Annotated in this window: 22 protein-coding genes; 14 read left to right on the plus strand and 8 right to left on the minus strand. The window is 62.2% G+C overall.

Annotated elements, in window-relative coordinates; all coding sequences use genetic code 11:
- Positions 1-44: 44 nt before the first annotated feature.
- From AAZU54_RS18200 to AAZU54_RS18220, 5 genes are all read right to left on the minus strand, one after another.
- The gene (locus tag AAZU54_RS18200) at positions 45-740 is read right to left on the minus strand and encodes a glutathione S-transferase N-terminal domain-containing protein (RefSeq protein WP_405130163.1); all 696 of its coding nucleotides are present in this window, start codon (positions 738-740) and stop codon (positions 45-47) included.
- Positions 741-872: 132 nt separating this feature from the next.
- On the minus strand, positions 873-1,658 hold the full coding sequence (locus tag AAZU54_RS18205; RefSeq protein WP_434727476.1) for an OmpA family protein: 786 nt from the start codon (positions 1,656-1,658) through the stop codon (positions 873-875).
- 12 nt (positions 1,659-1,670) lie between these two features.
- Entirely contained in the window at positions 1,671-2,057 is a 387-nt protein-coding gene (locus tag AAZU54_RS18210; protein ID WP_264235864.1) for a DUF4398 domain-containing protein, read from the minus strand.
- 316 nt (positions 2,058-2,373) lie between these two features.
- On the minus strand, positions 2,374-2,871 hold the full coding sequence (locus tag AAZU54_RS18215; protein WP_186557140.1) for a PaaI family thioesterase: 498 nt from the start codon (positions 2,869-2,871) through the stop codon (positions 2,374-2,376).
- Positions 2,872-3,067: 196 nt separating this feature from the next.
- Complete coding sequence (locus tag AAZU54_RS18220) at positions 3,068-4,474, minus strand: amino acid permease (protein ID WP_186557141.1); 1,407 nt, start codon at positions 4,472-4,474, stop codon at positions 3,068-3,070.
- A 258-nt stretch (positions 4,475-4,732) separates the two neighbouring features.
- Between AAZU54_RS18220 and gcvA the strand changes: the two genes are divergently transcribed.
- The gene (gcvA, locus tag AAZU54_RS18225) at positions 4,733-5,629 is read left to right on the plus strand and encodes a transcriptional regulator GcvA (protein WP_434727477.1); all 897 of its coding nucleotides are present in this window, start codon (positions 4,733-4,735) and stop codon (positions 5,627-5,629) included.
- Positions 5,630-5,823: 194 nt separating this feature from the next.
- Positions 5,824-7,074 (plus strand): 2-aminoadipate transaminase, encoded by a 1,251-nt coding sequence (locus AAZU54_RS18230; RefSeq protein ID WP_186557143.1) that lies wholly within the window; start codon positions 5,824-5,826, stop codon positions 7,072-7,074.
- A gap of 3 nt (positions 7,075-7,077) precedes the next feature.
- Here AAZU54_RS18230 and AAZU54_RS18235 read toward each other — a convergent pair whose 3' ends face one another.
- Complete coding sequence (locus AAZU54_RS18235) at positions 7,078-7,377, minus strand: hypothetical protein (protein ID WP_186557184.1); 300 nt, start codon at positions 7,375-7,377, stop codon at positions 7,078-7,080.
- A 393-nt stretch (positions 7,378-7,770) separates the two neighbouring features.
- Here AAZU54_RS18235 and AAZU54_RS18240 point away from each other — a divergent pair, with 393 nt between their 5' ends.
- Positions 7,771-8,199 (plus strand): hypothetical protein, encoded by a 429-nt coding sequence (locus tag AAZU54_RS18240; protein WP_312154701.1) that lies wholly within the window; start codon positions 7,771-7,773, stop codon positions 8,197-8,199.
- A 100-nt stretch (positions 8,200-8,299) separates the two neighbouring features.
- On the plus strand, positions 8,300-10,414 hold the full coding sequence (fusA, locus tag AAZU54_RS18245; protein ID WP_434727478.1) for an elongation factor G: 2,115 nt from the start codon (positions 8,300-8,302) through the stop codon (positions 10,412-10,414).
- 72 nt (positions 10,415-10,486) lie between these two features.
- Here the strand turns inward: fusA and AAZU54_RS18250 are convergent, their stop codons facing one another.
- Both AAZU54_RS18250 and AAZU54_RS18255 read right to left on the minus strand, forming a co-directional pair.
- Positions 10,487-11,929 (minus strand): SulP family inorganic anion transporter, encoded by a 1,443-nt coding sequence (locus tag AAZU54_RS18250; protein WP_186557146.1) that lies wholly within the window; start codon positions 11,927-11,929, stop codon positions 10,487-10,489.
- Positions 11,930-12,077: 148 nt separating this feature from the next.
- Positions 12,078-13,793, minus strand: coding sequence for a S8 family peptidase (locus tag AAZU54_RS18255; RefSeq protein ID WP_434727479.1), 1,716 nt, complete (start codon positions 13,791-13,793; stop codon positions 12,078-12,080).
- A 127-nt stretch (positions 13,794-13,920) separates the two neighbouring features.
- On the opposite strand from AAZU54_RS18255, the gene AAZU54_RS18260 reads away from it, so the two are divergent.
- The 10 genes from AAZU54_RS18260 (at position 13,921) to nuoH (ending at position 26,377) form a co-directional block, all read left to right on the plus strand.
- Positions 13,921-14,685 carry a secretin N-terminal domain-containing protein gene (locus AAZU54_RS18260; protein WP_186557148.1) on the plus strand — a complete coding sequence of 255 codons (765 nt, stop codon included), beginning with the start codon at positions 13,921-13,923 and terminating at the stop codon, positions 14,683-14,685.
- A 494-nt stretch (positions 14,686-15,179) separates the two neighbouring features.
- The gene (gene aceA / locus AAZU54_RS18265) at positions 15,180-16,505 is read left to right on the plus strand and encodes an isocitrate lyase (RefSeq protein WP_186557149.1); all 1,326 of its coding nucleotides are present in this window, start codon (positions 15,180-15,182) and stop codon (positions 16,503-16,505) included.
- Positions 16,506-16,643: 138 nt separating this feature from the next.
- Positions 16,644-17,306 (plus strand): lysoplasmalogenase, encoded by a 663-nt coding sequence (locus AAZU54_RS18270; RefSeq protein WP_434727480.1) that lies wholly within the window; start codon positions 16,644-16,646, stop codon positions 17,304-17,306.
- Between the two features lie 381 nt (positions 17,307-17,687).
- A complete protein-coding gene (locus AAZU54_RS18275) occupies positions 17,688-18,101 on the plus strand; it encodes an NADH-quinone oxidoreductase subunit A (protein ID WP_003251427.1) in 414 nt (137 codons plus the stop codon).
- 9 nt (positions 18,102-18,110) lie between these two features.
- Positions 18,111-18,788, plus strand: a complete 678-nt coding sequence (locus AAZU54_RS18280; RefSeq protein ID WP_012313769.1) for a NuoB/complex I 20 kDa subunit family protein — start codon at positions 18,111-18,113, stop codon at positions 18,786-18,788.
- Between the two features lie 79 nt (positions 18,789-18,867).
- A complete protein-coding gene (gene nuoC, locus AAZU54_RS18285; RefSeq protein ID WP_186557151.1) occupies positions 18,868-20,649 on the plus strand; it encodes an NADH-quinone oxidoreductase subunit C/D in 1,782 nt (593 codons plus the stop codon).
- A 2-nt stretch (positions 20,650-20,651) separates the two neighbouring features.
- The gene (gene nuoE, locus AAZU54_RS18290) at positions 20,652-21,149 is read left to right on the plus strand and encodes an NADH-quinone oxidoreductase subunit NuoE (protein WP_186557152.1); all 498 of its coding nucleotides are present in this window, start codon (positions 20,652-20,654) and stop codon (positions 21,147-21,149) included.
- A complete protein-coding gene (nuoF, locus tag AAZU54_RS18295) occupies positions 21,146-22,525 on the plus strand; it encodes an NADH-quinone oxidoreductase subunit NuoF (protein ID WP_434727481.1) in 1,380 nt (459 codons plus the stop codon). The genes nuoE and nuoF overlap by 4 nt, the downstream gene beginning before the upstream one ends.
- Positions 22,526-22,658: 133 nt before the next feature.
- On the plus strand, positions 22,659-25,373 hold the full coding sequence (nuoG, locus tag AAZU54_RS18300) for an NADH-quinone oxidoreductase subunit NuoG (protein WP_186557154.1): 2,715 nt from the start codon (positions 22,659-22,661) through the stop codon (positions 25,371-25,373).
- Entirely contained in the window at positions 25,370-26,377 is a 1,008-nt protein-coding gene (nuoH, locus tag AAZU54_RS18305) for an NADH-quinone oxidoreductase subunit NuoH (RefSeq protein WP_186557155.1), read from the plus strand. The genes nuoG and nuoH overlap by 4 nt, the downstream gene beginning before the upstream one ends.
- Positions 26,378-26,383 lie beyond the last annotated feature (6 nt).

The raw sequence follows: 26,383 nt of genomic DNA on the forward strand, positions 1-26,383 counted from the left end.
GATTAGTCCCGCGATGAGGCCCAAACAGATACGACGCGGAAGGTTCAACCAGGAATTTTCAGCCCGCGCTGCACGGCTGGCCGCTCCAGGAATGCCGCCAATACGCGCTGCACCTCGGCGAACTCTTCGAACCCGACCAGCTCCCGCGCGTTATACCGATCAACCAGGTTACGCACCCAGGGAAAGATGGCGATATCGGCAATGCTGTACTCATCGACCATCCACTGGCGCCCTGCCAGGTGCCGATCGAGCACCCCAAGCAGGCGGCGCGACTCGTTGACGTAGCGGTCGCGCGGCCGTTTGTCTTCAAAGTCCTTGCCGGCGAAGAAATGGAAGAACCCCACCTGGCCAAACATCGGCCCGATGCCGCCCATCTGGAACATCAGCCATTGAATGGTCTGGTAACGAGTAACCAGGTCGTCGCTGAGCAACTGCCCGGTTTTTTCCGCCAGGTACTGCAAGATCGCTCCAGACTCGAATAACGCCAGCGGCTTACCACCCGGGCCGTCGGGGTCGAGGATGGCAGGGATCTTGTTGTTGGCGCTCAGGGAGATGAACTCGGGGCTCAGCTGTTCATCGCTGTCGAAGTTGACCTTGTGCGCCTCATAGGCCAGGCCGATCTCTTCGAGCATGATCGAAACCTTGACGCCGTTGGGCGTGGGCAGGGAATACAACTGCAGGCGCTGGGGATGTTGCGCGGGCCATTTGCGGGTGATGGGGAATGCGCTCAGATCGGTCATGGTGGGTGCCCTTGGTGGCAGAAGCGGGAAGCATCGACCGAACACTTTAGGCATAACGACGGGCGCTGACTATCTCCCGTTGCAGGAGAAAGACAAAGCAAAGGCGCGGCCACTGGCCGCGCCTTGTACTGCTTAGCGGCGACGCACGACTTCCTGGTCGTCGCGGGAGATGATCACTTCAACACGCCGGTTGAGCTGGCGGGAGTGCGCGGTGGTGTTGGAAGCCACCGGGTAATCCTTGCCGTAGCCGGCAGTGACGATTCGGTTGGCGGCAATACCCTCACGACGCAGGGCGTTGGCCACCGAGGCGGCGCGAGCTTCGGACAAGCGCTGGTTGAGCGCGTCGCCGCCAGTGGAGTCGGTATGGCCTTCTACCAGCAGCCTACGACTGGGGTTATCGCGCAGGTAACGCCCCAGTTCCTGGATGTTGTCACGGCTGCGCGGATTCAATGTGGCTTGCCCGGTAGCGAACAACACATCGCCAAAGGTCACTACCGTGCCGCGCTCAGTCTCCTTGCTACCCTTGGGCGCGTTGTTGGCCAACGCCGCCTTGAGCTGCTCGGAACGTACATCCAGACGCGCCTGGGTGCGCTCGGCCTCGATGTTTTTCATGCCAGCCTGGGCCAGGCGCAACTTGATGGTCTCTTCAGCTGCCTTGACCCGGTTATTGGCCAGATAGGACAGCTGCTCGACATCATCGCCTTTGCGGTTTTTCAGCGAAGCCTGCTCAGCCTTAGTCAGCGCCACCGAGGCTTCCTGGGTTTCCAGAGCGGCGATACGGCTGGATTCAGGCTTACCTTGCAGCGCCGAGAAACCTTCACGGGCCTCCACCAGCGTGGGGTTTTCTGGGGTGGTGCCGCAACCGGCCAACAGCAGGCTCAGGATCGACACGGTAGGCAGAATGTACAATTTCGACATGATCGGCTCCTGTTAGTGGGCGGATTTGAGGATCGGGTCTTCCAGCAACTCTTTGCGCAGCACCTGGATGCCCTCGCGGGCGACCTTCAGCTGGTCTTGAGTTCTGCTGGCCCGTGCCTTGGTCTCGGCTAGCCGGGCATCGGATTCGGCTCGCTCGGCGAGGATGCGCACCTCCTTGAACTTCTTCTCACCCAGCGCCCTTTCCATGGCACGCAGATTGTCTTGGGCAGAGCGCATTTCAACGGGTGCATACTGGGTTGCATCTGCCGAAACTGCACGGTTGACCGCACTGCGCGTCAGCTCGATCTGCTCGTTGGGTACGACCACGCTGGCGCAGCCGGAGAGCACCAGCAGCAAGCCTGCGACAGTCAGGGTTTTAGGGTTGAATCTGGCACGCATGGGACATCTCCTTTAGTGCGTCCGCGAACGTCCGAGTACACGGCGATTGCCGCGATCAGGCAGTGTTTGCTTCGGGGGAAAAGTGAGCCGAGATGTCCATACGCCAGCCTGCAGCTCGGCAAGCCGGCAGCGGGTGCATAGAGATAAATCAGTAGAGTCGAGCATCTCGGACAGCCTGCGGTGAAAACGCGGTCAGACTATTCCGATACTCACGTAGTCCCTATAGGACTCTTCGTCAGGCTCTGTAGGAATTTTCAACATCACTGATAGCGGTCTACAACCAGAGGGCGGCCGGTTGCCGCCCCACCCTGGCGTCTCACGCTTGGCCGTGGGCCTTGTGCTTGAGCTTCTCGGTGTCGACACGCACGAACAGCGAATCGGCCGTGACTGTCAGTACCTCGCCTGCCCAGACCTCGCAGATGACCCGCGTCTTGCGCCCGACCTCACCTTCAACGCGTGCCTTGAGCAACAACTCGACTCCCATCGGAGTGGGCTTCAGGTAGTTCAGGCTGAGGGTGCCGGTGACGCAGTCGATGCGCGGCAGGCTGTCGGGCTCACGCCCTTCGGCGCGGTAGTGGTAGGCCATGGCGGTCCAGTTGGAGTGGCAGTCGACCAGCATCGCCAGCAGCCCGCCATAGACCAGGCCGGGCCAGCCGAGGAAGGTGCTGTCGGGGGAGTGCCGGCACAACAGGTGGATGCCATCGGCATCCCAATGACTTTTCAGGTGCAGGCCGCTGGGGTGTGAGCAACCACAGCCGTAGCAGACTCCGTCCGGGGCTGCGCGCTCCTGGAGGGAAAGGATTGGATCGTTCATACGCTTCCTGGACTTGTTGGAATGGGAAGGTTTACCGGGTGATGGTAGCGCTATACCGGGCTGTGCTGTCTAGATCTCAAGCCGCTATTGACAGACAAGCCCGCCCCCACAAGGACCTGTGGGAGCGGGCTTATCCGCGAAGAGGCCTGCAGCTTCACTGCAAGCCCTAAAGCCCAACTATCCCCTGCGCCTCAGCTCAAGCGCCCTCGCTGCTGGCCAGCTCAGCGGGTGACGATGGCGCAGTGTGCCGCCGACGGGTCAGCGAAATGAGCAGGATGAACAGCGTCACTCCTGCTGTCATCAGCGTCTCGTATCGATAGGCATCGCTGAACAGCATATAGCCCAGCACCATGACGATGGTGCCGATCACCAGCCAGGTCAGCCACGGGAACAGCCACATCTTCAAGGCCAGCTCAGTGCCGTCACGATCAGCCCGAGCCCGCATGCGCAGTTGCGACACAGCGATGACCAGGTACACCAGCAAGGCAATGGCGCCGGTAGTGGAGAGCAAGAAGCCGAACACCTTGCCAGGGAACACGTAGTTGACCAGGCAACCGGCAAAGCCTGCCAGGGTCGACAACAGCACCGCCACGGTCGGCACACCATTGCCGGAAACGCGCTTGATCATCCTTGGTGCTTCGCCACGCGAGCCCAGCGAGTAGAGCATCCGCGAGGCGGTGTAGAGGCCCGAGTTCATGCAACTGGTCACCGCAACCAACACCACCAGGTCGACCACCAGTTTGGCCCCAGGCACGTTAAGCACTTCCAGCACCCGCTGGAACGAACCAACAGCTTTCAAGCCTGGGTCATTCCACGCCACCAGCGACACCACCAGGAAGATCGACGCCAGGTAGAAGATGGCAATGCGGTACACCACCAGGTTAGTGGCGCGGCGGATCTTGTCTTTCGGGTTGGCAGTTTCATCGGCGGCAATGGTGACGATCTCAGCGCCAAAGAACGAGAAGATGGTGATCAATACCCCTCCCAGCACCGTGCCAAACCCGTTTGGCATAAAGCCGCCGTTAGCCCACAGCTGGCTGACCCCTGAGCGCTCGGCCAATGGCCAGACGCCAAAGACGGCCATGCTGCAGATGCCGATGAAGGCGACGATGGCAATCACCTTGATCAAGGCAAACCAGTACTCGAATTCACCGAAGTTCTTCACGCTGACGAGGTTGGTGCACGACAGCACGATCATGATCAAAAAGGCGAACAACCACGAGGGGACGCCCGGGAAGTAGGCATGCAGGATGTCGGCGCCAGCGATAGCCTCGACCGGAATGATCAGCACCCAGAACCACCAGTACAACCAGCCAATGGTAAAGCCCGCCCACGGGCCGATGGCCTCAGTTGCGTACGTGGAAAAAGAGCCGCTGTTGGGGTTGGCAATCGCCATTTCGCCAAGCATGCGCATCACCAGCAGCACCAACAGGCCGGTCATGGCGTAGGAGATCAGAATCGCCGGGCCGGCGGTGGCGATGGCGTTGGAAGAGCCGATGAACAGGCCGGCGCCGATGATGCCGGCGATGGAGATCATCGATACCTGGCGGGAGGTCAAGCCGTGTTGCAGGGAACGCTGTTTTTTGTTCTGTAGCGAAGCCATGAAAAACCCTCGAATGGGTCGGCCGCCGCACGGGCGGCTGAACTTGGAGCAGAATTCTTATTAATCGTTATCGCGCGTTTCTTGTTGTTGTGAGGATGCCGCCGATGCGCCTTTTGCCTCCTCTTGCCATAAGCGGTTGTCATCATTGATCCAGGTCAGTATTAATCTATAGGGCGTGACCAACAAACGACCTTTTCGACGTACATGATTCCGGTTCGGAATGAACTTCTTCCTTTTTCGCTCGGTAATAGACCCATCATGTCCAAACGCCTGATGCCCTCCACCACGGCCCTGCAATGCTTCGAGGCCGCTGCCCGTCACCTGAGCTTCACCCGCGCGGCGCAAGAGCTGCACCTGACCCAAAGCGCGGTCAGCAAGCAGGTGGCGCAGCTTGAGGACATGCTCTCGCACGCGCTGTTCCAGCGCATTCGCCGGCGCCTGCACCTCACCCCGGCAGGCGCGTTGTACCTGGCCGAGGTGAACAAGATCCTCACCCAGATCGACATCTCCAGCCGCTACATCCTCAGCTACGGCGACGAAACCGAAGTGCTGCGCATCGCCACCCAGCCAACCTTTGGCGCACGCTGGCTGGTACCCCGGCTCAAGGGCTTTGGCGAACGCTATCCACGGATCCACCTGGATATCCGCAACGAACTGGAACCCTTTGACCTGGTGCAGGCCAAGGCTGACATCGCGTTTTTCTTTGGCCAGGGGACCTGGCCGGGCGCCACCTGCATCGAGCTGTTCAGCGAAGAAGTCGTGCCGGTGTGCGCGCCAGAGCTGTTGGCGCGCTCACGTTTTGACAGCGCCCAGGCGCTGACCGAACATCGCCTGCTGCAATGCGCCTCACGGCCAGAGGCTTGGCATGAGTGGTTCCTCGGGCTTGGCCTGCACAGCCAGAACAGCTACCACGGGCCGCGTTTCGACACCTTTTACCTGTGCATTCGCGCCGCCATCGCCGGTTGCGGGATCGCGCTGATCCCACGCTACCTGGTGGCCGAAGAGCTGAGCGAAGGCAAGCTGGTGGTGGCCTGGAACCATCCGGTGCCGAGCAATGGCCGGCACTTCATTGCCCATGCCGAGCATGCCGCCGAGGTGCCGAAGGTTCGGGCCTTTGTGCAGTGGATTCTGGAAGGTGTAGCTGAGGATGGCTGAGTTTGTTCCGGCCTCTTCGCGGGCAAGCCCGCTCCTACAGGGGCGGCGAAGTACCTGTAGGAGCGGGCTTGCCCGCGAAGAGGCCGGGCCTGACTTCCAGAATCTATGGAATGATCGCAATCGAATAATTCGTTTGCCGACACTACCCAAGTCGCGTTTGGATATCAACAAACTCGAACAAGGTCCGCGTGCTCATGAACCTGGAAAGTATCAGCCAATCGATTGCCATAGTTCACCCCATTACACTTTCCCATGGGCGTAATGCAGAAGTCTGGGATACCGACGGTAAACGCTACATCGACTTTGTCGGCGGTATTGGTGTGCTTAACCTGGGCCACTGCAACCCGGCGGTGGTCGAGGCGATCCAGACCCAGGCCTCGCGCCTGACCCACTACGCCTTCAACGCCGCACCGCATGGCCCCTACCTTGAACTGATGGAGCAATTGCGCGCGTTCGTGCCGGTCAGCTACCCGCTGGCCGGCATGCTCACCAACAGCGGCGCGGAAGCTGCGGAAAACGCCCTGAAAGTGGCCCGTGGCGCCACCGGCAAACGCGCCATCATCGCCTTTGACGGCGCCTTCCACGGCCGCACCCTGGCCACCCTCAACCTCAATGGCAAGGTCGCTCCGTACAAGCAACGTGTCGGCGATTTGCCAGGGCCGGTCTATCACCTGCCCTACCCCAGCGCCGACACCGGGGTTACCTGCGAGCAGGCGCTAAAAGCCCTGGAGCGGCTGTTCAGTGTCGAGCTGGCCGTCGAAGACGTGGCTGCGTTCATTCTCGAACCGGTGCAAGGCGAAGGCGGTTTCCTGGCGCTTGATCCGGCCTTCGCCCAAGCCCTACGGCGCTTGTGCGACGAGCATGGGATCTTGATCATCATCGATGAAATCCAATCGGGCTTTGGCCGCACCGGGCAGCGCTTTGCTTTCCCACGCCTGGGCATCGAGCCGGATTTGCTGCTGCTGGCCAAGAGCATCGCTGGCGGCATGCCGTTGGGTGCGGTGGTCGGGCGCAAGGCGCTGATGGGCGCGCTGCCAAAGGGCGGGTTGGGCGGCACCTATTCAGGTAACCCGATTGCCTGCGCGGCGGCCCTGGCCAGCCTTGCGCAGATGAGCGATGAGAACCTGGCGACCTGGGGCGAGCGTCAGGAGCAAGCCATCGTCAGCCGCTATCAACGCTGGAAGTCATCTGGATTGAGCGTTTCGCTCGGCCGCCTGACCGGCGTTGGCGCCATGCGCGGCATCGAACTGGTCAATGCCGATGGCAGCCCGGCGCCTGCGCAGCTGGCCAAGCTGCTGGAAGCGGCGCGGGCCAAGGGGTTGCTGTTGATGCCCAGTGGCAAGGCGCGGCACATCATTCGCCTGCTGGCACCGCTGACCATCGAGCCGGCAGTGCTCGAAGAAGGCCTGGATATCCTCGAGCAGTGCCTGGCGCAGCTGGACTGAGGCTTACAGGCCCAGCTCTTCAGGGGTGAGCATGTCGGATTCGAAGGCGATCCAGCCGCCTTCGAGTTCGGCGTGACCGTTGACGATCGGGCCGTAATAGACGAGGCCGTTTTCCAGGGTGACGCAGATGTGGGTAGCCGGCTTTTCCGGGGCTGCCAGGGCGCCGACGAAATGCACCTTCTTCAGGGTTTCGGTCACAGCCTCAAGGCCAACACGGATGTTGGCATTCTCCGACGCCTCGACGTCGCCTCCGCGGTCTTCGGTGCTGACGGTCACGGTGGCGATATACGGGTACTTGCTCAATCGGGTTGCCTCATCGATAGGGATCGGCGTGCTCCACGCCGGGGGCGCATAGGGTACGGCAGCTGTCACCTGTTGTCTCTAGCCCTCTATCGCGGGGCAAGCCCGCTCCCACGACACACGTTTGCGCCTCCTACATCACACAATCACACATTTGATCCTCGTGAATGCCTGCGCCTCCTACAACACACGCTTGAGCCTCATGAATGCCTGCGCCTCGACCGGTGGCGTGCTGGCTACTCATCAGAGGTGGGATACGCAGCCTCGTGGGAGCGGGCTTGCCCCGCGATGAAGGCGGCGCTGACGACATCGATCGCCAGACCAAGCGCATGGCCTGCAAAGCGCCGATCTGTTAGGGTGCCCGCCGATGCACGCCACACCACACGAGGACACCGAGTGAGCGCCGAAGAACCCCTGATCGCCGACCTGTTCGAGGTCGACAAACGCCTGACCCTCAAGCCCGTAGTGGACTTCAACAGCTACCTGCGCACTGCCTTTGCCGATGGCCCCTGCCGCTGCCACCGTTGCGTCGAAGGCAATGGCGAGGAAAGCAGCTACAGCCATCAACACAGCTTCGAGTTCGACGGCCGCCAAGCCCACCGCCGCTTTGCCAACACTGCGGGCAGTGACGTGCTGCAAGTACTTAAAAAGGCCTGGTTGTCGTACACCAAGACCGACATGAAGCTGACCGGCGAGCTCGACCTTAACTGCGTCAAGGGCTTCACCGATGCCGCCCTGCACCCACGCCTGGTGGTTTTGCTGGCCGCTAGCGGTCTGGCACGTGAAGTCGACGGCATCTGGCAGTTGCAAGCGCAAGCTGACTGAGACCGCTCCTCGCTTGATCGGGTCAACGGGCAACAGGCCGTCAACGGTCTGCTACCTTGGGAGTACCCCTCCCCGCGCATTCACCCACAGGTGACTGACCATGGCCCGCACTACGCCCATTGAGCTGTACCGCAATATCGGCATCGTCGCCCACGTCGATGCCGGCAAGACCACCACCACCGAACGCATCCTGTTCTACACCGGGGTCAACCACAAGATGGGCGAGGTGCACGATGGCGCCGCGACCATGGACTGGATGGCCCAGGAACAGGAGCGCGGCATCACCATCACCTCAGCGGCGACCACCGCCTTCTGGCAGGGCTCGACCAAGCAGTTCGCCAACAAATACCGCTTCAACATCATCGATACCCCCGGACACGTCGACTTCACCATCGAGGTGGAGCGCTCGTTGCGCGTGCTCGATGGCGCGGTGGTGGTGTTCAGTGGCGCCGATGGGGTCGAGCCGCAGTCCGAGACCGTCTGGCGCCAGGCCAACAAGTACCATGTGCCACGCCTGGCCTACATCAACAAGATGGACCGCCAGGGCGCCGACTTCTTGCGCGTGGTCAAACAGATCGACCAGCGCCTGGGCCACCACCCGGTGCCGATCCAACTGGCGATTGGCAGCGAGGAAAACTTCATCGGCCAGATCGACCTGGTGAAGATGAAAGCCATCTACTGGAACGACGCCGACAACGGCGCCAGCTATCGCGAGGAGGAAATCCCCGCAGAGCTCAGGGCGCTGGCCGACGAATGGCGTGCGCACATGATCGAAGCCGCCGCCGAGGCCAACGACGAGTTCATGGAGCTGTACCTCAATGGCGAAGAGCTGAGCACCGAGCAGATCAAGGCCGGGCTGCGCCAGCGCACCATCGCTAACCAGATCGTGCCGGCGGTGCTCGGCTCCTCGTTCAAGAACAAAGGCGTGCCGCTGATGCTCGACGCGGTGATCGACTACCTGCCCGCGCCTAGCGAAATTCCGGCGATCAATGGCACCGACCCCGACGACGAAGACAAGCATCTGGAACGTCATGCCGACGACAACGAGCCGTTCTCGGCGCTGGCCTTCAAGATCGCCACCGACCCCTTCGTCGGCACCCTCACCTTCGCCCGGGTGTATTCCGGCGTGCTCAGCTCCGGCAATGCCGTGCTCAATTCGGTCAAGGGCAAGAAGGAACGCATCGGCCGCATGGTGCAGATGCATGCCAACCAGCGTGCCGAGATCAAGGACGTTTGCGCTGGCGATATCGCCGCGCTGATCGGCATGAAAGATGTCACCACCGGCGACACCCTGTGCGACATCAATAAACCGATCATTCTCGAACGGATGGACTTCCCCGATCCGGTGATTTCAGTGGCGGTGGAGCCAAAGACCAAGGCCGACCAGGAGAAAATGGGCATCGCCCTGAGCAAGCTGGCCCAGGAAGATCCTTCATTCCGGGTCAAGACCGACGAAGAAACCGCGCAGACCATCATCTCCGGCATGGGTGAGCTGCACCTGGACATCATCGTCGACCGCATGCGCCGCGAGTTCGGCGTCGAGGCCAACATTGGCAAGCCACAGGTGGCCTACCGCGAGAAAATTCGCAACACCTGCGAGATCGAAGGCAAGTTCGTCCGCCAGTCCGGTGGCCGTGGCCAGTATGGCCATTGCTGGATTCGCTTCGCCCCAGGAGAAGAAGGCAAGGAAGGCTTGCAGTTCATCAATGAGGTGGTCGGCGGGGTGATTCCACGCGAGTACATACCGGCGATCCAGAAAGGCATCGAGGAGCAGATGCAAAACGGCGTGCTCGCCGGCTATCCGCTGATCAACCTCAAGGCCGCAGTGTTCGACGGCTCGTACCATGATGTCGACTCCAACGAAATGGCCTTCAAGATCGCCGCCTCGATGGCGACCAAGCAGCTTTCCAGCAAAGGCGGCGCGGTGCTGCTGGAGCCGGTGATGAAGGTTGAGGTGGTCACGCCTGAGGAGTACCAGGGCGACATCATTGGCGACCTCAGCCGCCGTCGCGGGATGATTCAGGAAGGCGAGGAAACCCCGGCCGGCAAGGTCATCCGCGCCGAAGTGCCGCTGGGTGAAATGTTTGGTTATTCGACGCAGATGCGCTCGATGACCCAGGGGCGGGCCAGCTATACCATGGAGTTCACCAAGTATGGCGAGGCGCCGGCGAACATCGCCGAGGCGATCGTGAAAAAGAACCGCGGGGAATCCTGAACCCATCGCGGTGCAAGCCCGCCCTCACGCACTACCTGTGGCTGCGTGGGAGCGGGCTTGCCCCGCGATGCATCAGTGCTGCTCGCCCGCGCGCTTCAACAGCTTCTTGCAGCGCTCCGACAGATGCACCACCCGCAGGTGCTTGCCCGCCTTGGCATAGCGCTCGCGCAAGGTCTGCAACGCCGCCACCGCCGAGTAGTCGACAAAGCTCAGGTGCTTGCAATCGAGCGTCACGCTGGGCGGATCGCCCGCCGGGTCGAACTGATTGAGAAACGGCGTGGTCGAGGCAAAGAACAACGTGCCATGCACCTGGTAACGCTTGCCGCCCTCACCATCGTCATGGCTGTCGGCATACAGCTCACGGGCATGCTGCCAGGCAAAGTTGACCGCCGCGATGACGATCCCGAACAGCACCGCTGTAGCCAGATCGGTGAACACCGTGACCACGGTGACCGCGATGATCGCCAGTACATCGCTAACCGGCACCTTGTGCAGCACGCGCAAAGAGGCCCAGGCGAAGGTCTGCTGGGCCACCACGAACATCACCCCGACCAGCGCCGCCAGCGGGATGCGCTCGATCAGCGGCGACAGGAACAGCACGAACAGCAGGATCATGCCCCCGGCGACTACCCCGCTCAACCGACCACGGCCGTTGGAGCTGAGGTTGATCACGGTCTGGCCGATCATCGCGCAGCCGCCCATGCCACCGCACATCCCCGAAACCATGTTGGCCGCACCCAGCGCCACGCACTCACGGTCGGGAAAGCCGCGGCTTTCGGTGATCTCATCGGTCAGGTTGAGGGTCAGCAGGGTCTCCAGCAGACCGACCATGGCCATCAGCAGCGCGTAAGGAGCGATGATCTTCAGGGTTTCCAGGGTCCATGGCACGTCCGGCCAGGCCAGCTGGGGCAGGCCGCCCGCGATATGGGCCATATCGCCCAGGGTCCGGGTCGGTAGATCGAGCAGGTACACCAGCAGCCCCACCCCAAGGATCGCCACCAACGCCGGCGGCACGGCGCGGGTCAGCCGCGGCAAGACGTAGACCACCAGCATGGTCAGCGCCACCAGACCGATCATCAGGTACAGCGGCGAGCCGCTGAGCCACTGCTCGCCGCTCTTGAAGTGCTCAAGTTGGGCCAAGGCGATGACAATTGCCAGGCCGTTGACGAAGCCCAGCATCACCGGATACGGCACCAGGCGCACCAACTTGCCCAGGCGTAGCGCGCCGAACAGGATCATCAGCACCCCACCCAGCAGTACCGTGGCCAGCAGGTACTGAGCGCCGTGCTGCACCACCAGGGCGACGATCACCACCGCCATGGAGCCGGCAGCGCCGGAAATCATCCCAGGACGACCGCCGAACAATGCCGTCAAGGTACAAATGATGAAGGCGCCGTACAGGCCCATCAGCGGGTTGAGATGGGCGACCAGGGCGAAGGCGATGCATTCCGGGACCAGGGCGAAAGAGGTGGTCAGGCCGGCGAGGATGTCGGCGCGAAATCGGGCGGGTTTCATGAAGTTCCTGCGAAGGTGTCTGTGGCTGACCCTATCGCGGGGCTAGCCCGCTCCCACGATCTCAAGCGACAGCGTGGGAGCGGGCTTGCCCCGCGATAGGGTCAGCGATGTTACGGAATTTGTCCTACAGCGGCCACCATTGCGCGACTCAGCGCACCCGCTGCAGGCTCTGCACCGCCAAATCCAGGGCGCGCTGCATGTCCAGCCGCGCCGATCGGCCCAAGTCTGGGTGATTGAGCTGGCCATTGCGCTCCGACGGCAGAATCGGCGCAGTCAGGTCCTCGGCGTCCATGGCCTCGAAGTCTTGCTCCAGGCCCAGGGTCAGCGCGCTGCGCCGCAGCAGCATGCGCACTTGCTCGGGGGTCAAGCTGGGGTTGATCGACAGCATCGCCGCCACCGTGGCCGTCACCAGCGGCGTGGCATAGGAGGTACCGCAATGCGCCTCACGGGCCTGCGCCGAGCGGATACAGGCGGCGGCGCTGACATCCACGCGCATATCGATGTTGGAGCTTTGCCGCTTGCGCACATGCTGCGGATCGGTCACTGGCACGCCCTTGTCACTGCGCTGATGACCACCGACCACCAGCAACTGGTCGGTGACGAACGACGACGGCAGGCGGTACTCGTCAGTGCCCGACCAAGACGCGCCATTGCCGGCCGAGTTGACCACGATCACCTCGGGATGGGCCTTGCGCAGCCACAGGAAGAACTCCTCGAGCAACTCTTCATAGCCGCTCATGGCAAGCCCGGAGCGCACCAGCGAATCGACCTCATCGCCCTGCACGTTCTTCGCCCCGACCCGATGGATACCCCAGCTCCAGTTCAGCACCCGTACGCCATCTTCGACCAAGTTGACCGAAGCGGCGATGTTGGCGGTGATCCCAGCGTCGGAGTTGCGCTCGACGATGACCTCGAAGCCTGGGCTGGCCTTGCCAAGGCCAGTCAGAAAGCCGCCTTCGGCGCCCTGCCCGGCCAGAATTCCAGCAACATGGCTGCCGTGGCTTTCAACCTTGTCGCCGTCGCGGGCGTAAACGCAGGTTTGCCCCTGTGGGCAAGGCCCACGATAGCCAGTAAAGGCTGGAGCATCGAAGTCGACCTCACGCTCGATCACGCCAATGCGTACCGGCTTGACCGGTATTGCCGAGGCCTGGATCCGCCGCTGGTAGAAATACAGCGCGTCCATGAAGCGGTTGGCGGCCCACTCGTCTGCCTGGTTGATCGCCTGCCGGGACGGCCCTGTGCCTTCTTCGCCACGCTCCGGGGCTGACTCTTCGATGATCAGCGCATCGACACTGGCCTCGCTGCCCATGCGCAGGATCATCGCGTCACGCTGGATCAAGTCATGCACAGGTAGGCGCAACTGATAGACGTTGAGTGGCGCGATGGCGCCGACCACCTTGGCGCCGTACTTGTCGGCGATGCGTTGGGCTTCCTGCAAGCCCGGGTGTTTTTCCTCGATCAGCAGGCTGACCAAGTCCAGGTAGGTGGTCAGGCCATCCATGTTCTTTGCCACTTCATCAGCAGTGGCGGCCACTACATGGCTGCGCTGGCGGCTAAGCCAGACGGGGTTGCTCTTCTCACCGGCGGATTCTAGCCATAGCGGTGCGCTGGGCTGGTGTGCGCCGGTGAGGGTAAATGTCAGGTTATCGCCCTGGCGCTGTACATCGGCTTGAGGGAGGCGCTGACCGGCCAGCCAGACGGTAGGAGGTTGTGCGCCCAGGCCCTGGGCATGGAGACACCATTGTTGCCGGTCTTCGCTGAGCAGATCGGCGCAGCGCTGCAGCGACTTGATGCGCAACGGGTCCTGCGCCGCGAAGGCGGCGTGGGTTAGCAGGCACAACAGCAAAATTGAATAGCGCTTCATAATGAGGACCCTGTTGCCACATTGGCTGCGACTGCCTGGGCAAGGCAAAGGTTCATAGCTGGCAGTGCCAGCCTAAAACCCACTTGGTGTGATCCACACCCGGCAAGACCCGTACAAATTTGCCATCATGTCCATTCCACCCGCGGAGATCATGGACATGCCGCTACGCCCCCTCATCGCCTCCCTACTGTTGGCTGCGAGCCTCACCGCCCAGGCCGCCACCGAGGTCGTGCCGCTTCAGCACCGCAGCAGCGCCGAACTGCTGCCCACCGCCCAGGCCTTCCTGGGCAAGGACGGCAGCGTCAGCGCCTTCGAGAACAAGTTGATCGTCAACGCCGAGCCGGAGCGCATCGACGACCTGCGCACCCTGCTGCAACAACTCGATACCGCCCCCAAGCGCCTGCTGATCAGCGTCGACAACAACGACAGCAACTTCCAGGACAACCGCGGCAACGCCCGGGTCATCCGCTACGGCACCGCCAATCGCGACGGCGGCATGCAGCAAGTGCAGGCCAGCGAGGGCCAGCCGGCGTTGATCCAGGTCGGTCAAAGCATCCCCATCACCAGCAGCAGCACCGACGGTTACGGGCGCATCCAGACCAACACCGAATACCGCAACGTGACCCAGGGTTTCTATGTCACGCCGAGCCTGAGCGGTGAGACGGTTCGCCTGGCAATCAGCAGCAATAATGATCGAATGAGCAGCGAACGTCCCGATGTAGTGAAAGTGCAAAGCACCGACACAACCGTCACCGGCAAGCTCGGCGAATGGATCACCCTGGCCGGGTTCAATCAGCAGAGCCAAGCCGAGCGCAACCCGTCAAGCCTCAGTTACAGCACCCAGCGCGGTGAAAACATGACATTGCGTGTCAAAGTCGACCTTCTGGACTGATCCCAGGCAATTCAAGGCCTCGACCAAAGGCCTTGAAACTGACTGCCGAGTCGCATTAGACCAAAGATGTAGTAACCAGAAAAAAGCACTACAAAACATTTGACAGGTACTTTTTGCCAAGGGCATGATGGCCTCGCTCCCGCTAATCAGAGGCCCTGGCAAGGGTCTTCGAGGCGCGCTCCTCCCACCCCTGGAGGCGTCTCGTGTCTATACGGCCCACAAGGCGGTTCGACCGGATTGCGACTGCAACGAGAAGTTGTCCCGAGGGACGGAAGCGCATCACCGCAGTCACCAGGCAAGCCATGTCGCACCGCAGCAAGGCATCCACGAGCCGACCTGCAGCCATCGCTGACCCACGCTGCACCTCCTTCCCCTTCGAGCCTTCGCGTTCGCCGTCGCAACACCGCCGAACAGGACAGCCGTCAGGCCTCTGATCCGCGACTTTTGAGCATCAGCACAATTACCCCAAGATCGATGCGACGAGGTTTATTTCCATGGCACTGACACGCGAACAGCAAATTGCAGCCCTCGAGAAAGACTGGGCCGAGAACCCGCGCTGGAAAGGCGTGACCCGTACCTACACGGCCGCTGATGTCGTTCGCCTGCGTGGCTCGCTGCAACCGGAGCACACCCTGGCCCAGGTGGGTGCAGAAAAACTGTGGAAGCTGGTCACCCAAGGTGCCCACCCCTCTTTCCGCCCTGAAAAAGATTTCGTCAACTGCATGGGTGCCCTCACCGGCGGCCAGGCAGTTCAGCAGGTCAAGGCCGGTATCCAGGCTATCTACCTGTCCGGCTGGCAGGTTGCCGCCGACAACAACTCGGCCGAGTCGATGTACCCCGACCAGTCGCTGTACCCGGTCGACTCGGTTCCGACCGTGGTCAAGCGCATCAACAACTCGTTCCGCCGCGCCGACCAGATCCAGTGGAAAGCTGGCAAGAACCCAGGTGACGAAGGCTACATCGACTACTTCGCGCCAATCGTGGCCGACGCTGAAGCCGGTTTCGGCGGCGTTCTGAACGCCTACGAGCTGATGAAGAACATGATCGAAGCGGGCGCCGCTGGCGTGCACTTCGAAGACCAGCTGGCTTCGGTGAAAAAATGCGGCCACATGGGCGGCAAGGTGCTGGTACCGACCCAGGAAGCCGTACAGAAGCTGGTCGCTGCACGTCTGGCTGCCGACGTTGCCGGCGTACCGACCATCATCCTGGCCCGTACCGACGCCAACGCTGCCGACTTGCTGACCAGCGACTGCGACCCGTACGACCAGCCGTTCGTGCTCGGTGAGCGCACCCGTGAAGGCTTCTACAAGGTGCGTGCCGGCCTCGACCAGGCCATTGCTCGCGGCCTGGCCTACGCGCCGTACGCCGACCTGATCTGGTGTGAGACCGCCAAGCCGGACCTGGACGAAGCGCGTCGTTTCGCCGAGGCGATCAAGAAGGAATACCCAGACCAACTGCTGTCGTACAACTGCTCGCCTTCGTTCAACTGGAAGAAGAACCTGGACGATGCCACCATCGCCAAGTTCCAGCGCGAACTGTCGGCCATGGGCTACAAGCACCAGTTCATCACCCTGGCTGGCATCCACAACATGTGGCACGGCATGTTCAACCTGGCGCACGACTACGCCCGCAACGACATGACCGCCTACGTGAAGCTGCAGGAGCAGGAGTTCGCCGACGCCAGCAAAGGCTACACCTTCGTGGCGCACCAGCAGGAAGTGGGTACTGGCTACTTCGACGACATGACCACCGTGATCCAGGGTGGCGCTTCGTCGGTGACCGCGCTGACCGGTTCGACTGAGGAAGAGCAGTTCCACTGATAAAGAGTGGGTTGCTACTGAAATAAAGAAGGCCCGGGCCACCGTCGAGGTGCCCGGGCCTTTTGTCGTCTACGTCTGTACGGGCAGCAACAGAGGTTAGGGTCTATGCTTGCCCCATAACTACAGCAAGGACTGCCCATGTCCCGCCCATTCAGCCTGTTGCTATTGGCCCTGGTCGCCGCTGCCCTCTATTTATATGCACTGGCCAGCGGCAACGCTGTGCTTGCCCTGCTGGCCAAACCGATTCCGGTGCTGGCCCTGATCCTCTGGCTGCGAACCACCCCAGCCACGACCTACCGCCGCTGGATCATGATCGGCCTTGGTCTTTCGGTACTCGGCGACATACTCCTGGCAATCCCCGCGGATCTGTTCGTATTCGGCCTGGGCGCCTTCCTCTTTGCCCACCTGGCCTACCTGCGCGGCTACTACAGCCAAAACCGCCAGAGCACCCTGCCCGCCCTGTTGCTTGCCACGGTCGCTGGCAGCGGCTTGTTCTACCTGCTCGCAAGCCACGGCCTTGGGCCCCTGTTGCTACCGGTGGCGCTGTACGCCCTGGTGATCAGCGCAATGCTCTGGCGCGCCCTGGCCTGCGGTGGCCTTGCAGCACTTGGTGCCTGCCTGTTCGTGTTCTCCGACAGCCTGATCGGGGTCGACCGCTTCGTCAGCCCGTTCGCTGCGGCGCAGTACCTGATCATCCTCGCCTACTGGCTCGGCCAATGGGCGATCGCTTCGTCGGCCGCACGCGGCTCAATCGATAAAGTATTGATCCAGAGCGGGGCACGCGGTGCGCAAAACTGCTAGAACGAGAGTTTTTCGCATTTGCAAGTAGCGAGGTGTGCCCAATGAACTTTGCAAGGCCCAGACCCGGTAAAGTTAACCGGCTCAAATCAAATGATATTAATTATCATTACGCAACTTACAAGTCGTTACGCGAGGCAAGAAACATAATTAACAAAAGCAAGCGTAATGCCCGAATATCAAGGCTTTCAGCCAGTTACAAAAGATTTTTGTTCTTAATCCTACGAATAAATTTGCGACAGAAATTTTACTTGCACTGGGTTTACCCATAAAATCAGCGCGATTGATTCAGCTGCGACATTTGGTCACTGCACCTGCGACACCACGTCGCCGCTTTACTTATTTCAGACTGCAGAGCTGGGTCTCTGTATAAGGATCTCTAGCATGTCCGATTCGGCAGGACTCATCGCCCACAACTGGGGCTTTGCCATCTTCCTCCTGGGTGTCGTCGGCCTGTGTGCCTTCATGCTCGGTCTGTCCAGCCTGCTCGGTAGCAAGGCCTGGGGCCGCGCCAAGAACGAACCCTTCGAATCCGGCATGCTGCCTGTCGGCAGCGCCCGCCTGCGCCTGTCCGCCAAATTCTATCTGGTCGCGATGCTGTTCGTGATCTTCGATATCGAAGCCCTCTTTCTCTTTGCATGGTCTGTGTCCGTCCGCGAAAGCGGCTGGACCGGATTCGTCGAAGCACTCGTTTTCATAGCAATTCTGTTGGCAGGTCTTGTCTACCTATGGCGCGTCGGGGCACTTGATTGGGCTCCCGAAGGTCGTCGCAAGCGGCAAGCGAAGCTGAAACAATGAGGCTTTGGCATGCAATACAATCTCACCAGAATCGATCCGGATGCGCCCAACGAGCAGTATCCGGTCGGTGAGCGGGAAACCGTCACCGACCAACTGCTAGAGGACCAGGTCCACAAGAACATCTACATGGGGAAACTCGAAGATGTCCTGCGTGGCGCGGTCAACTGGGGTCGCAAGAACTCCCTCTGGCCGTATAACTTCGGCCTGTCCTGCTGCTACGTGGAAATGACCACGGCCTTCACGGCACCCCACGACATCGCCCGCTTCGGCGCCGAAGTCATCCGGGCCTCGCCGCGTCAGGCCGACTTCATGGTCATCGCCGGGACCTGCTTCATCAAGATGGCGCCGATCATCCAGCGCCTGTATGAGCAGATGCTCGAACCTAAATGGGTCATTTCCATGGGTTCGTGCGCCAACTCCGGCGGCATGTACGACATTTACTCGGTCGTTCAGGGGGTCGACAAGTTCCTCCCCGTGGATGTCTACGTACCTGGCTGCCCGCCACGCCCTGAGGCGTTCCTGCAAGGCTTGATGCTGCTGCAGGAATCGATCGGACAGGAGCGACGCCCGCTTTCCTGGGTGGTTGGTGATCAAGGCATTTACCGTGCCGAGATGCCTGCCCAGAAAGACCTGCGTCGCGAACAGCGTATCGCGGTAACCAACCTGCGCAGCCCCGACGAAGTCTGATCCAGCGACCTGCCGCCCGCTCCCCCTGGAGCCGGCGGCCTGGCTTCATTCTCTACGTTGACCCAAAGCGACCGAGACCATGACAGCGGACAACGCTATTTTCATTCCGCCTTACAAGGCTGACGACCAAGATGTGGTCGTCGAACTGAACAACCGTTTTGGCGCCGAAGCATTCGTCGCCCAACAGACCCGCACCGGCATGCCTGTGCTGTGGGTCAAGCGCGCCCAGCTCAAAGAGGTGCTCAGCTTCCTGCGCGGCGTCGCCAAGCCCTACAGCATGCTGTACGACCTGCACGGCGTCGACGAGCGCCTGCGCACCCAGCGCCGCGGCCTGCCCGCCGCCGATTTCAGCGTGTTCTACCACCTGCTGTCGGTCGAGCGTAACAGCGACGTGATGATCAAGGTCGCACTCAGCGAAGGCGACCTGAACCTGCCGACCGTGACCGGCATCTGGCCAAACGCCAACTGGTACGAGCGTGAAGTCTGGGACATGTTCGGCATCGACTTTGCCGGCCACCCGCACCTGAGCCGGATCATGATGCCGCCGACCTGGGAAGGTCACCCGCTGCGCAAGGACTACCCTGCCCGCGCCACTGAGTTCGATCCCTACAGCCTGACCCTGGCCAAGCAGCAGCTTGAAGAGGAATCGGCTCGCTTCAACCCGGAAGCCTGGGGCATGAAGCGCCAGGGCGCCAACGAGGACTACATGTTCCTCAACCTTGGCCCCAACCACCCGTCCGCGCACGGTGCGTTCCGTATCGTCCTGCAGCTGGACGGCGAAGAGATCGTCGACTGCGTCCCGGACATCGGCTACCACCACCGTGGTGCCGAGAAGATGGCCGAGCGTCAGTCCTGGCACAGCTTCATCCCCTACACCGACCGTATCGACTACCTCGGCGGGGTGATGAACAACCTGCCGTACGTGCTCGCGGTCGAGAAGCTCGCCGGTATCCAGGTGCCGCAGAAAGTCGACGTGATTCGTATCATGCTCGCCGAATTCTTCCGCATCACCAGCCACCTATTGTTCCTGGGTACCTATATCCAGGACGTCGGCGCCATGACCCCGGTGTTCTTCACCTTCACCGACCGCCAGCGCGCCTACACCGTGATCGAAGCGATCACCGGCTTCCGCCTGCACCCGGCCTGGTACCGCATCGGTGGCGTCGCCCACGACCTGCCGCGCGGCTGGGACAAGCTGGTCAAGGACTTCGTCGAATGGCTGCCCAAGCGCCTCGACGAGTACACCAAGGCGGCCCTGCAGAACAGCATCCTCAAAGGCCGGACCATCGGCGTTGCCGCCTACAACACCCAGGAAGCGCTGGCATGGGGCACCACCGGTGCCGGCCTGCGTTCCACCGGTTGCGACTTCGACCTGCGTAAAGCCCGCCCCTACTCCGGCTACGAGAACTTCGAGTTCGAAGTACCGCTGGCCCACAACGGCGATGCCTACGATCGCTGCATGGTCCGGGTCGAGGAGATGCGCCAGAGTATCCGCATCATCGACCAGTGCCTGCGCAACATGCCGGAAGGCCCGTACAAGGCGGACCACCCGCTGACCACGCCGCCACCGAAAGAGCGCACCCTGCAGCACATCGAGACCTTGATCACGCACTTCCTGCAAGTCTCGTGGGGCCCGGTCATGCCGGCCAACGAGTCGTTCCAGATGATCGAAGCGACCAAGGGCATCAACAGTTACTACCTGACGAGCGATGGCGGCACCATGAGCTACCGCACCCGGATTCGTACCCCAAGCTACCCGCACCTGCAGCAGATCCCTTCGGTGATCAAAGGCAGCATGGTCGCGGACTTGATCGCGTACCTGGGCAGTATCGACTTCGTTATGGCTGACGTGGACCGCTAAGCATGAACAGCACGCTTATCCAAACCGACCGTTTCGCCCTGAGCGAAACCGAGCGCTCGGCCATCGAGCACGAGATGCACCACTACGAGGACCCGCGCGCGGCGTCCATCGAAGCCCTGAAGATCGTCCAGAAACAGCGCGGCTGGGTGCCTGACGGCGCCATCTACGCGATCGGCGAGATCCTCGGCATCCCGGCCAGCGACGTCGAAGGTGTGGCTACGTTCTACAGCCAGATCTTCCGTCAGCCGGTTGGCCGCCACATCATTCGCGTGTGCGACAGCATGGTCTGCTACATCGGCGGCCATGAATCGGTCGTCAGCCAGATCCAGAGCGAGCTGGGCATCGGCCTGGGCCAGACCACCGCAGACGGGCGTTTCACCCTGCTGCCGGTGTGCTGCCTGGGCAACTGCGACAAGGCCCCGGCGCTGATGATCGACGATGACACCTTTGGCGACGTGCAACCTGCTGGCGTCACCAAACTGCTGGAGGGTTACGTATGACCATCACTTCCTTCGGCCCGGCCAACCGCATCGCGCGCGCAGCCGAAACCCACCCGCTGACCTGGCGCCTGCGTGACGACGGTGAGCCAGTCTGGCTCGACGAGTACCAGGCCAAGGACGGCTACGCCGCCGCCCGCAAGGCACTGGCGCAGATGTCCCAGGACGATATCGTCCAGACCGTCAAGGACGCCGGCCTCAAGGGCCGTGGTGGCGCTGGCTTCCCCACTGGGGTGAAGTGGGGCCTGATGCCCAAAGACGAATCCATGAACATCCGCTACCTGCTGTGCAACGCGGACGAAATGGAGCCCAACACCTGGAAGGACCGCATGCTGATGGAGCAACAGCCCCATCTGCTGGTCGAGGGCATGCTGATCAGCGCCCGCGCCCTGAAGGCCTACCGCGGCTACATCTTCCTGCGTGGCGAGTACACCACCGCCGCCAAGAACCTCAACCGCGCCATCGATGAAGCCAAGGCCGCAGGCCTGTTGGGCAAGAACATCCTGGGCAGCGGTTTTGATTTCGAGCTGTTCGTGCACACCGGTGCCGGGCGCTACATCTGCGGTGAAGAAACCGCACTGATCAACTCGCTCGAAGGCCGCCGCGCCAACCCGCGCTCCAAGCCGCCCTTCCCTGCCGCCGTGGGCGTGTGGGGCAAGCCGACCTGCGTGAACAACGTCGAAACCCTGTGCAACGTTCCGGCCATCGTCGGCAACGGCGTCGACTGGTACAAGTCGCTGGCCCGCGAAGGCAGCGAAGACCACGGCACCAAGCTGATGGGCTTCTCCGGCAAGGTAAAGAACCCTGGCCTGTGGGAGCTGCCGTTCGGCGTTACCGCCCGCGAGCTGTTCGAAGACTACGCCGGTGGCATGCGCGATGGCTTCAAGCTCAAGTGCTGGCAGCCTGGCGGCGCCGGTACCGGTTTCCTGCTGCCAGAGCATCTGGATGCGCAGATGTACGCCGGCGGTATCGCCAAGGTTGGTACGCGGATGGGTACGGGCCTGGCCATGGCGGTCGATGACAGCATCAACATGGTCTCGCTGCTGCGCAACATGGAAGAGTTCTTCGCCCGCGAATCGTGCGGCTGGTGCACCCCATGCCGTGACGGCCTGCCCTGGAGCGTGAAGATGCTGCGCTCGCTGGAGCAAGGCCAAGGCCGCGCCGAAGACATCGAGACTCTGCTGGGCCTGGTCAACTTCCTCGGCCCTGGCCGCACCTTCTGTGCTCACGCACCCGGTGCCGTCGAGCCATTGGGCAGTGCCATCAAGTACTTCCGGTCCGAGTTCGAGGCCGGCGTCGCCAGCGATTGCGCCAGCGAAGCCCTGCGCCCGAACCTGGCCAAGCCAATTCCGACCGGGCCGATCGTGGTCGGCGCATAACAAGATCAAGTGCGGGTGGTCCGTGCCATCCGCCAGCCTCGCAGGCTCGTCCGAGTGTATCGGGCAGAGCCGCAGGCACACCGATTTCCATTAGCCACGCCTGCTCACGCGGGCCAACGAAGAACTTTGAACCATGGCCACTATCCACGTAGACGGCAAAGCGCTCGAAGTCAACGGTGCGGACAACCTGTTACAGGCCTGTCTGTCGCTCGGCCTCGACATCCCTTATTTCTGCTGGCACCCGGCGCTCGGTAGCGTCGGTGCCTGCCGGCAGTGTGCGGTCAAGCAGTACACCGACGAGAACGACACCCGTGGTCGTATCGTCATGTCGTGCATGACCCCTGCCTCCGACGGCACCTGGATCTCCATCGAAGATGAAGAGTCCAAGGCGTTTCGCGCCAGCGTCGTCGAATGGCTGATGACCAACCACCCGCACGACTGCCCAGTCTGCGAGGAAGGCGGTCACTGCCACCTGCAAGACATGACGGTGATGACCGGCCACAACGAGCGCCGTTACCGTTTCACCAAGCGTACCCACCAGAACCAGGACCTCGGCCCGTTCATTTCCCACGAAATGAACCGCTGCATCGCCTGCTATCGCTGCGTGCGTTACTACAAGGACTACGCCGGCGGCACCGACCTGGGCGTCTATGGCGCCCACGACAACGTGTACTTCGGTCGCGTTGAAGACGGCGTGCTCGAAAGCGAGTTTTCCGGCAACCTCACCGAGGTTTGCCCGACCGGTGTGTTCACCGACAAGACCCACTCCGAGCGCTACAACCGCAAGTGGGACATGCAGTTTGCCCCAAGCATCTGCCATGGCTGCTCGAGCGGCTGCAACATCAGCCCGGGCGAGCGCTACGGCGAACTGCGCCGGATCGAGAACCGCTTCAACGGCTCGGTCAACCAGTACTTCCTGTGCGACCGTGGCCGCTTCGGCTACGGCTATGTCAACCGCAAGGACCGTCCGCGCCAGCCACACCTGGCCGATGGCACCAAGCTGGGCCTGGACGCTGCCCTGGACAAGGCCGCCGACCTGCTGCGCGGCCGCACCATCGTCGGTATCGGCTCGCCACGCGCCAGCCTGGAAAGCAACTACGGCCTGCGCGAGCTGGTCGGTGCCGAGTACTTCTATTCGGGTATGGAAGCAGGCGAACTGGCCCGTGTCCGCCTGGCACTGAATGTACTCAACGCCAGCCCCCTGCCCGTGCCGACCCTGCGCGAGATCGAAGATCACGACGCCGTGTTCGTGCTCGGTGAAGACCTGACCCAGACCGCCGCTCGCGTCGCCCTGGCCGTGCGCCAGGCCACCAAAGGCAAGGCCGAAGCCATGGCCGACGCCATGCGCGTACAGCCTTGGCTCGACGCTGCGGTGAAGAACATCGGCCAGCACGCGCTGTACCCGCTGTTCATCGCCAGCCTTGCTGAAACCAAGCTCGACGACGTCGCCGAAGAGTGCGTGCACGCAGCCCCCGCCGACCTGGCGCGCCTGGGCTTTGCCGTGGCCCACGCCATCGACCCAAGCGCTCCGGCCGTAGCAGGCCTGGACGATGACGCCAAGGCCCTGGCCCAGCGCATCGCCGACGCCCTGGTCGCCGCCCAGCGTCCGCTGGTGGTTGCCGGTACCTCGCTGGCCGACCCGGCCCTGATTGAAGCCGCCGCCAACATCGCCAAGGCGCTCAAGCTGCGCGAGAAGAACGGCTCGCTGAGCCTGGTCGTGCCTGAGGCCAACAGCCTCGGCCTGGCCATGCTCGGCGGTGATTCGGTGGATGCCGCGCTGGATGCAGTGATCAGCGGCAAAGCCGACGCCATCGTGGTGGTGGAAAACGACCTGTACGCCCGCGTCCCCGCCGCCAAGGTCGACGCGGCCCTGGCTGCGGCCAAGGTAGTGATCGTCGCCGATCACTCCAAGACCGCCACCAGCGACCGCGCCCACCTGGTCCTGCCAGCGGCATCGTTCGCCGAAGGCGACGGCACCCTGGTCAGCCAGGAAGGCCGTGCCCAGCGCTTCTTCCAGGTATTCGATCCGACCTACCTGGACAGCAGCATCCAGATCCACGAAGGCTGGCGCTGGATGCACGCCCTGCGTGCCACCCTGCTCAACAAGCCGGTCGACTGGACCCAGCTGGACCACGTCACCAGCGCCTGCGCCGACGCCGCGCCGCAACTGGCCGGGATCGTCAACGCCGCGCCAAGTGCTGCGTTCCGCATCAAGGGCATGAAGCTTGCCCGTGAGCCGCTGCGCTACTCCGGCCGTACTGCCATGCGCGCCAACATCAGCGTGCACGAACCGCGCACCCCGCAAGACAAAGACTCCGCGTTCGCCTTCTCCATGGAAGGCTACTCGGGCTCGGTCGAGCCTCGTCAGCAGGTGCCATTCGCCTGGTCGCCGGGCTGGAACTCGCCGCAGGCCTGGAACAAGTTCCAGGACGAAGTCGGTGGCCACCTGCGTGCCGGTGACCCAGGCATCCGCCTGATCGAGTCGCAGGGTGATCGCCTGAACTGGTTCAACGCCATTCCGGGCGCCTTCAACCCGGCCCGTGGCAGCTGGACTGCAGTACCGTTCTTCCACCTGTTCGGCAGCGAAGAGAGCTCCTCGCGCGCCGCCCCCGTGCAAGAGCGCATCCCGGCCGCCTACGTGGCCCTGGCCAAGTCCGAAGCCGATCGCCTGGGCGTCAACGACGGTGCAATGCTGAGCCTGACCGTGGCCGGTGTGGCACTGCGCCTGCCGCTGCGGATCAATGAACAGCTGGGCGCAGGCCTGGTCGCGTTGCCGAAAGGCCTGGCCGGCATTCCGCCAGCCATCTTCGGTGCATCCGTAGAAGGCCTGCAGGAGGCAGCACAATGAGCTGGTTCACCCCCGAAGTGATCGATGCGATCATCGCCGTGGTCAAGGCCGTGGTGGTCTTGCTGGCCGTGGTGGTCTGCGGCGCGCTGCTCAGCTTCGTCGAGCGGCGCCTGCTGGGCTGGTGGCAGGACCGTTACGGTCCGAACCGGGTTGGCCCGTTCGGCATGTTCCAGATCGCAGCAGACATGCTGAAGATGTTCTTCAAGGAAGACTGGAACCCGCCCTTCGTCGATCGGATGATCTTCACCCTGGCACCGGTGGTGGCGATGAGCGCCCTGCTGATTGCCTTCTCGATCATCCCGATCACCCCGACCTGGGGCGTTGCCGACCTGAACATCGGCCTGCTGTTCTTCTTCGCCATGGCCGGTCTGTCGGTCTACGCCGTGCTGTTCGCCGGCTGGTCGTCGAACAATAAGTACGCCCTGCTCGGCAGCCTGCGAGCCTCGGCACAGACCGTCTCGTACGAGGTGTTCCTGGGCCTGGCACTGATGGGCGTGGTGGTGCAGGTTGGCTCGTTCAACATGCGCGACATCGTCGACTACCAGGCGCAGAACCTGTGGTTCATCATTCCGCAGTTCTTTGGCTTCTGCACCTTCTTCATCGCAGGCGTCGCCGTGACTCACCGTCACCCGTTCGACCAGCCGGAAGCAGAACAGGAACTGGCCGACGGCTACCACATCGAATATGCCGGCATGAAATGGGGCATGTTCTTCGTCGGTGAGTACATCGGCATCATCCTCATCTCGGCGCTGCTGGTAACCCTGTTCTTCGGTGGCTGGCACGGTCCGTTCGGCATCCTGCCGCAAGTACCGTTCCTGTGGTTCGCCCTGAAGACCGCGTTCTTCATCATGCTGTTCATCCTGCTGCGCGCCTCGATCCCGCGCCCACGCTATGACCAGGTGATGGACTTCAGCTGGAAGTTCTGCCTGCCGCTGACCCTGATCAATTTGCTGGTGACCGCTGCGCTCGTGCTTTACAACACGCCAGCCGTCGCGGCCCAGTGAGGATTT

Origin of the sequence: Pseudomonas sp. Je.1.5.c (assembly GCF_051129895.1) — a bacterium.
GTDB lineage: Bacteria > Pseudomonadota > Gammaproteobacteria > Pseudomonadales > Pseudomonadaceae > Aquipseudomonas > Aquipseudomonas urmiensis.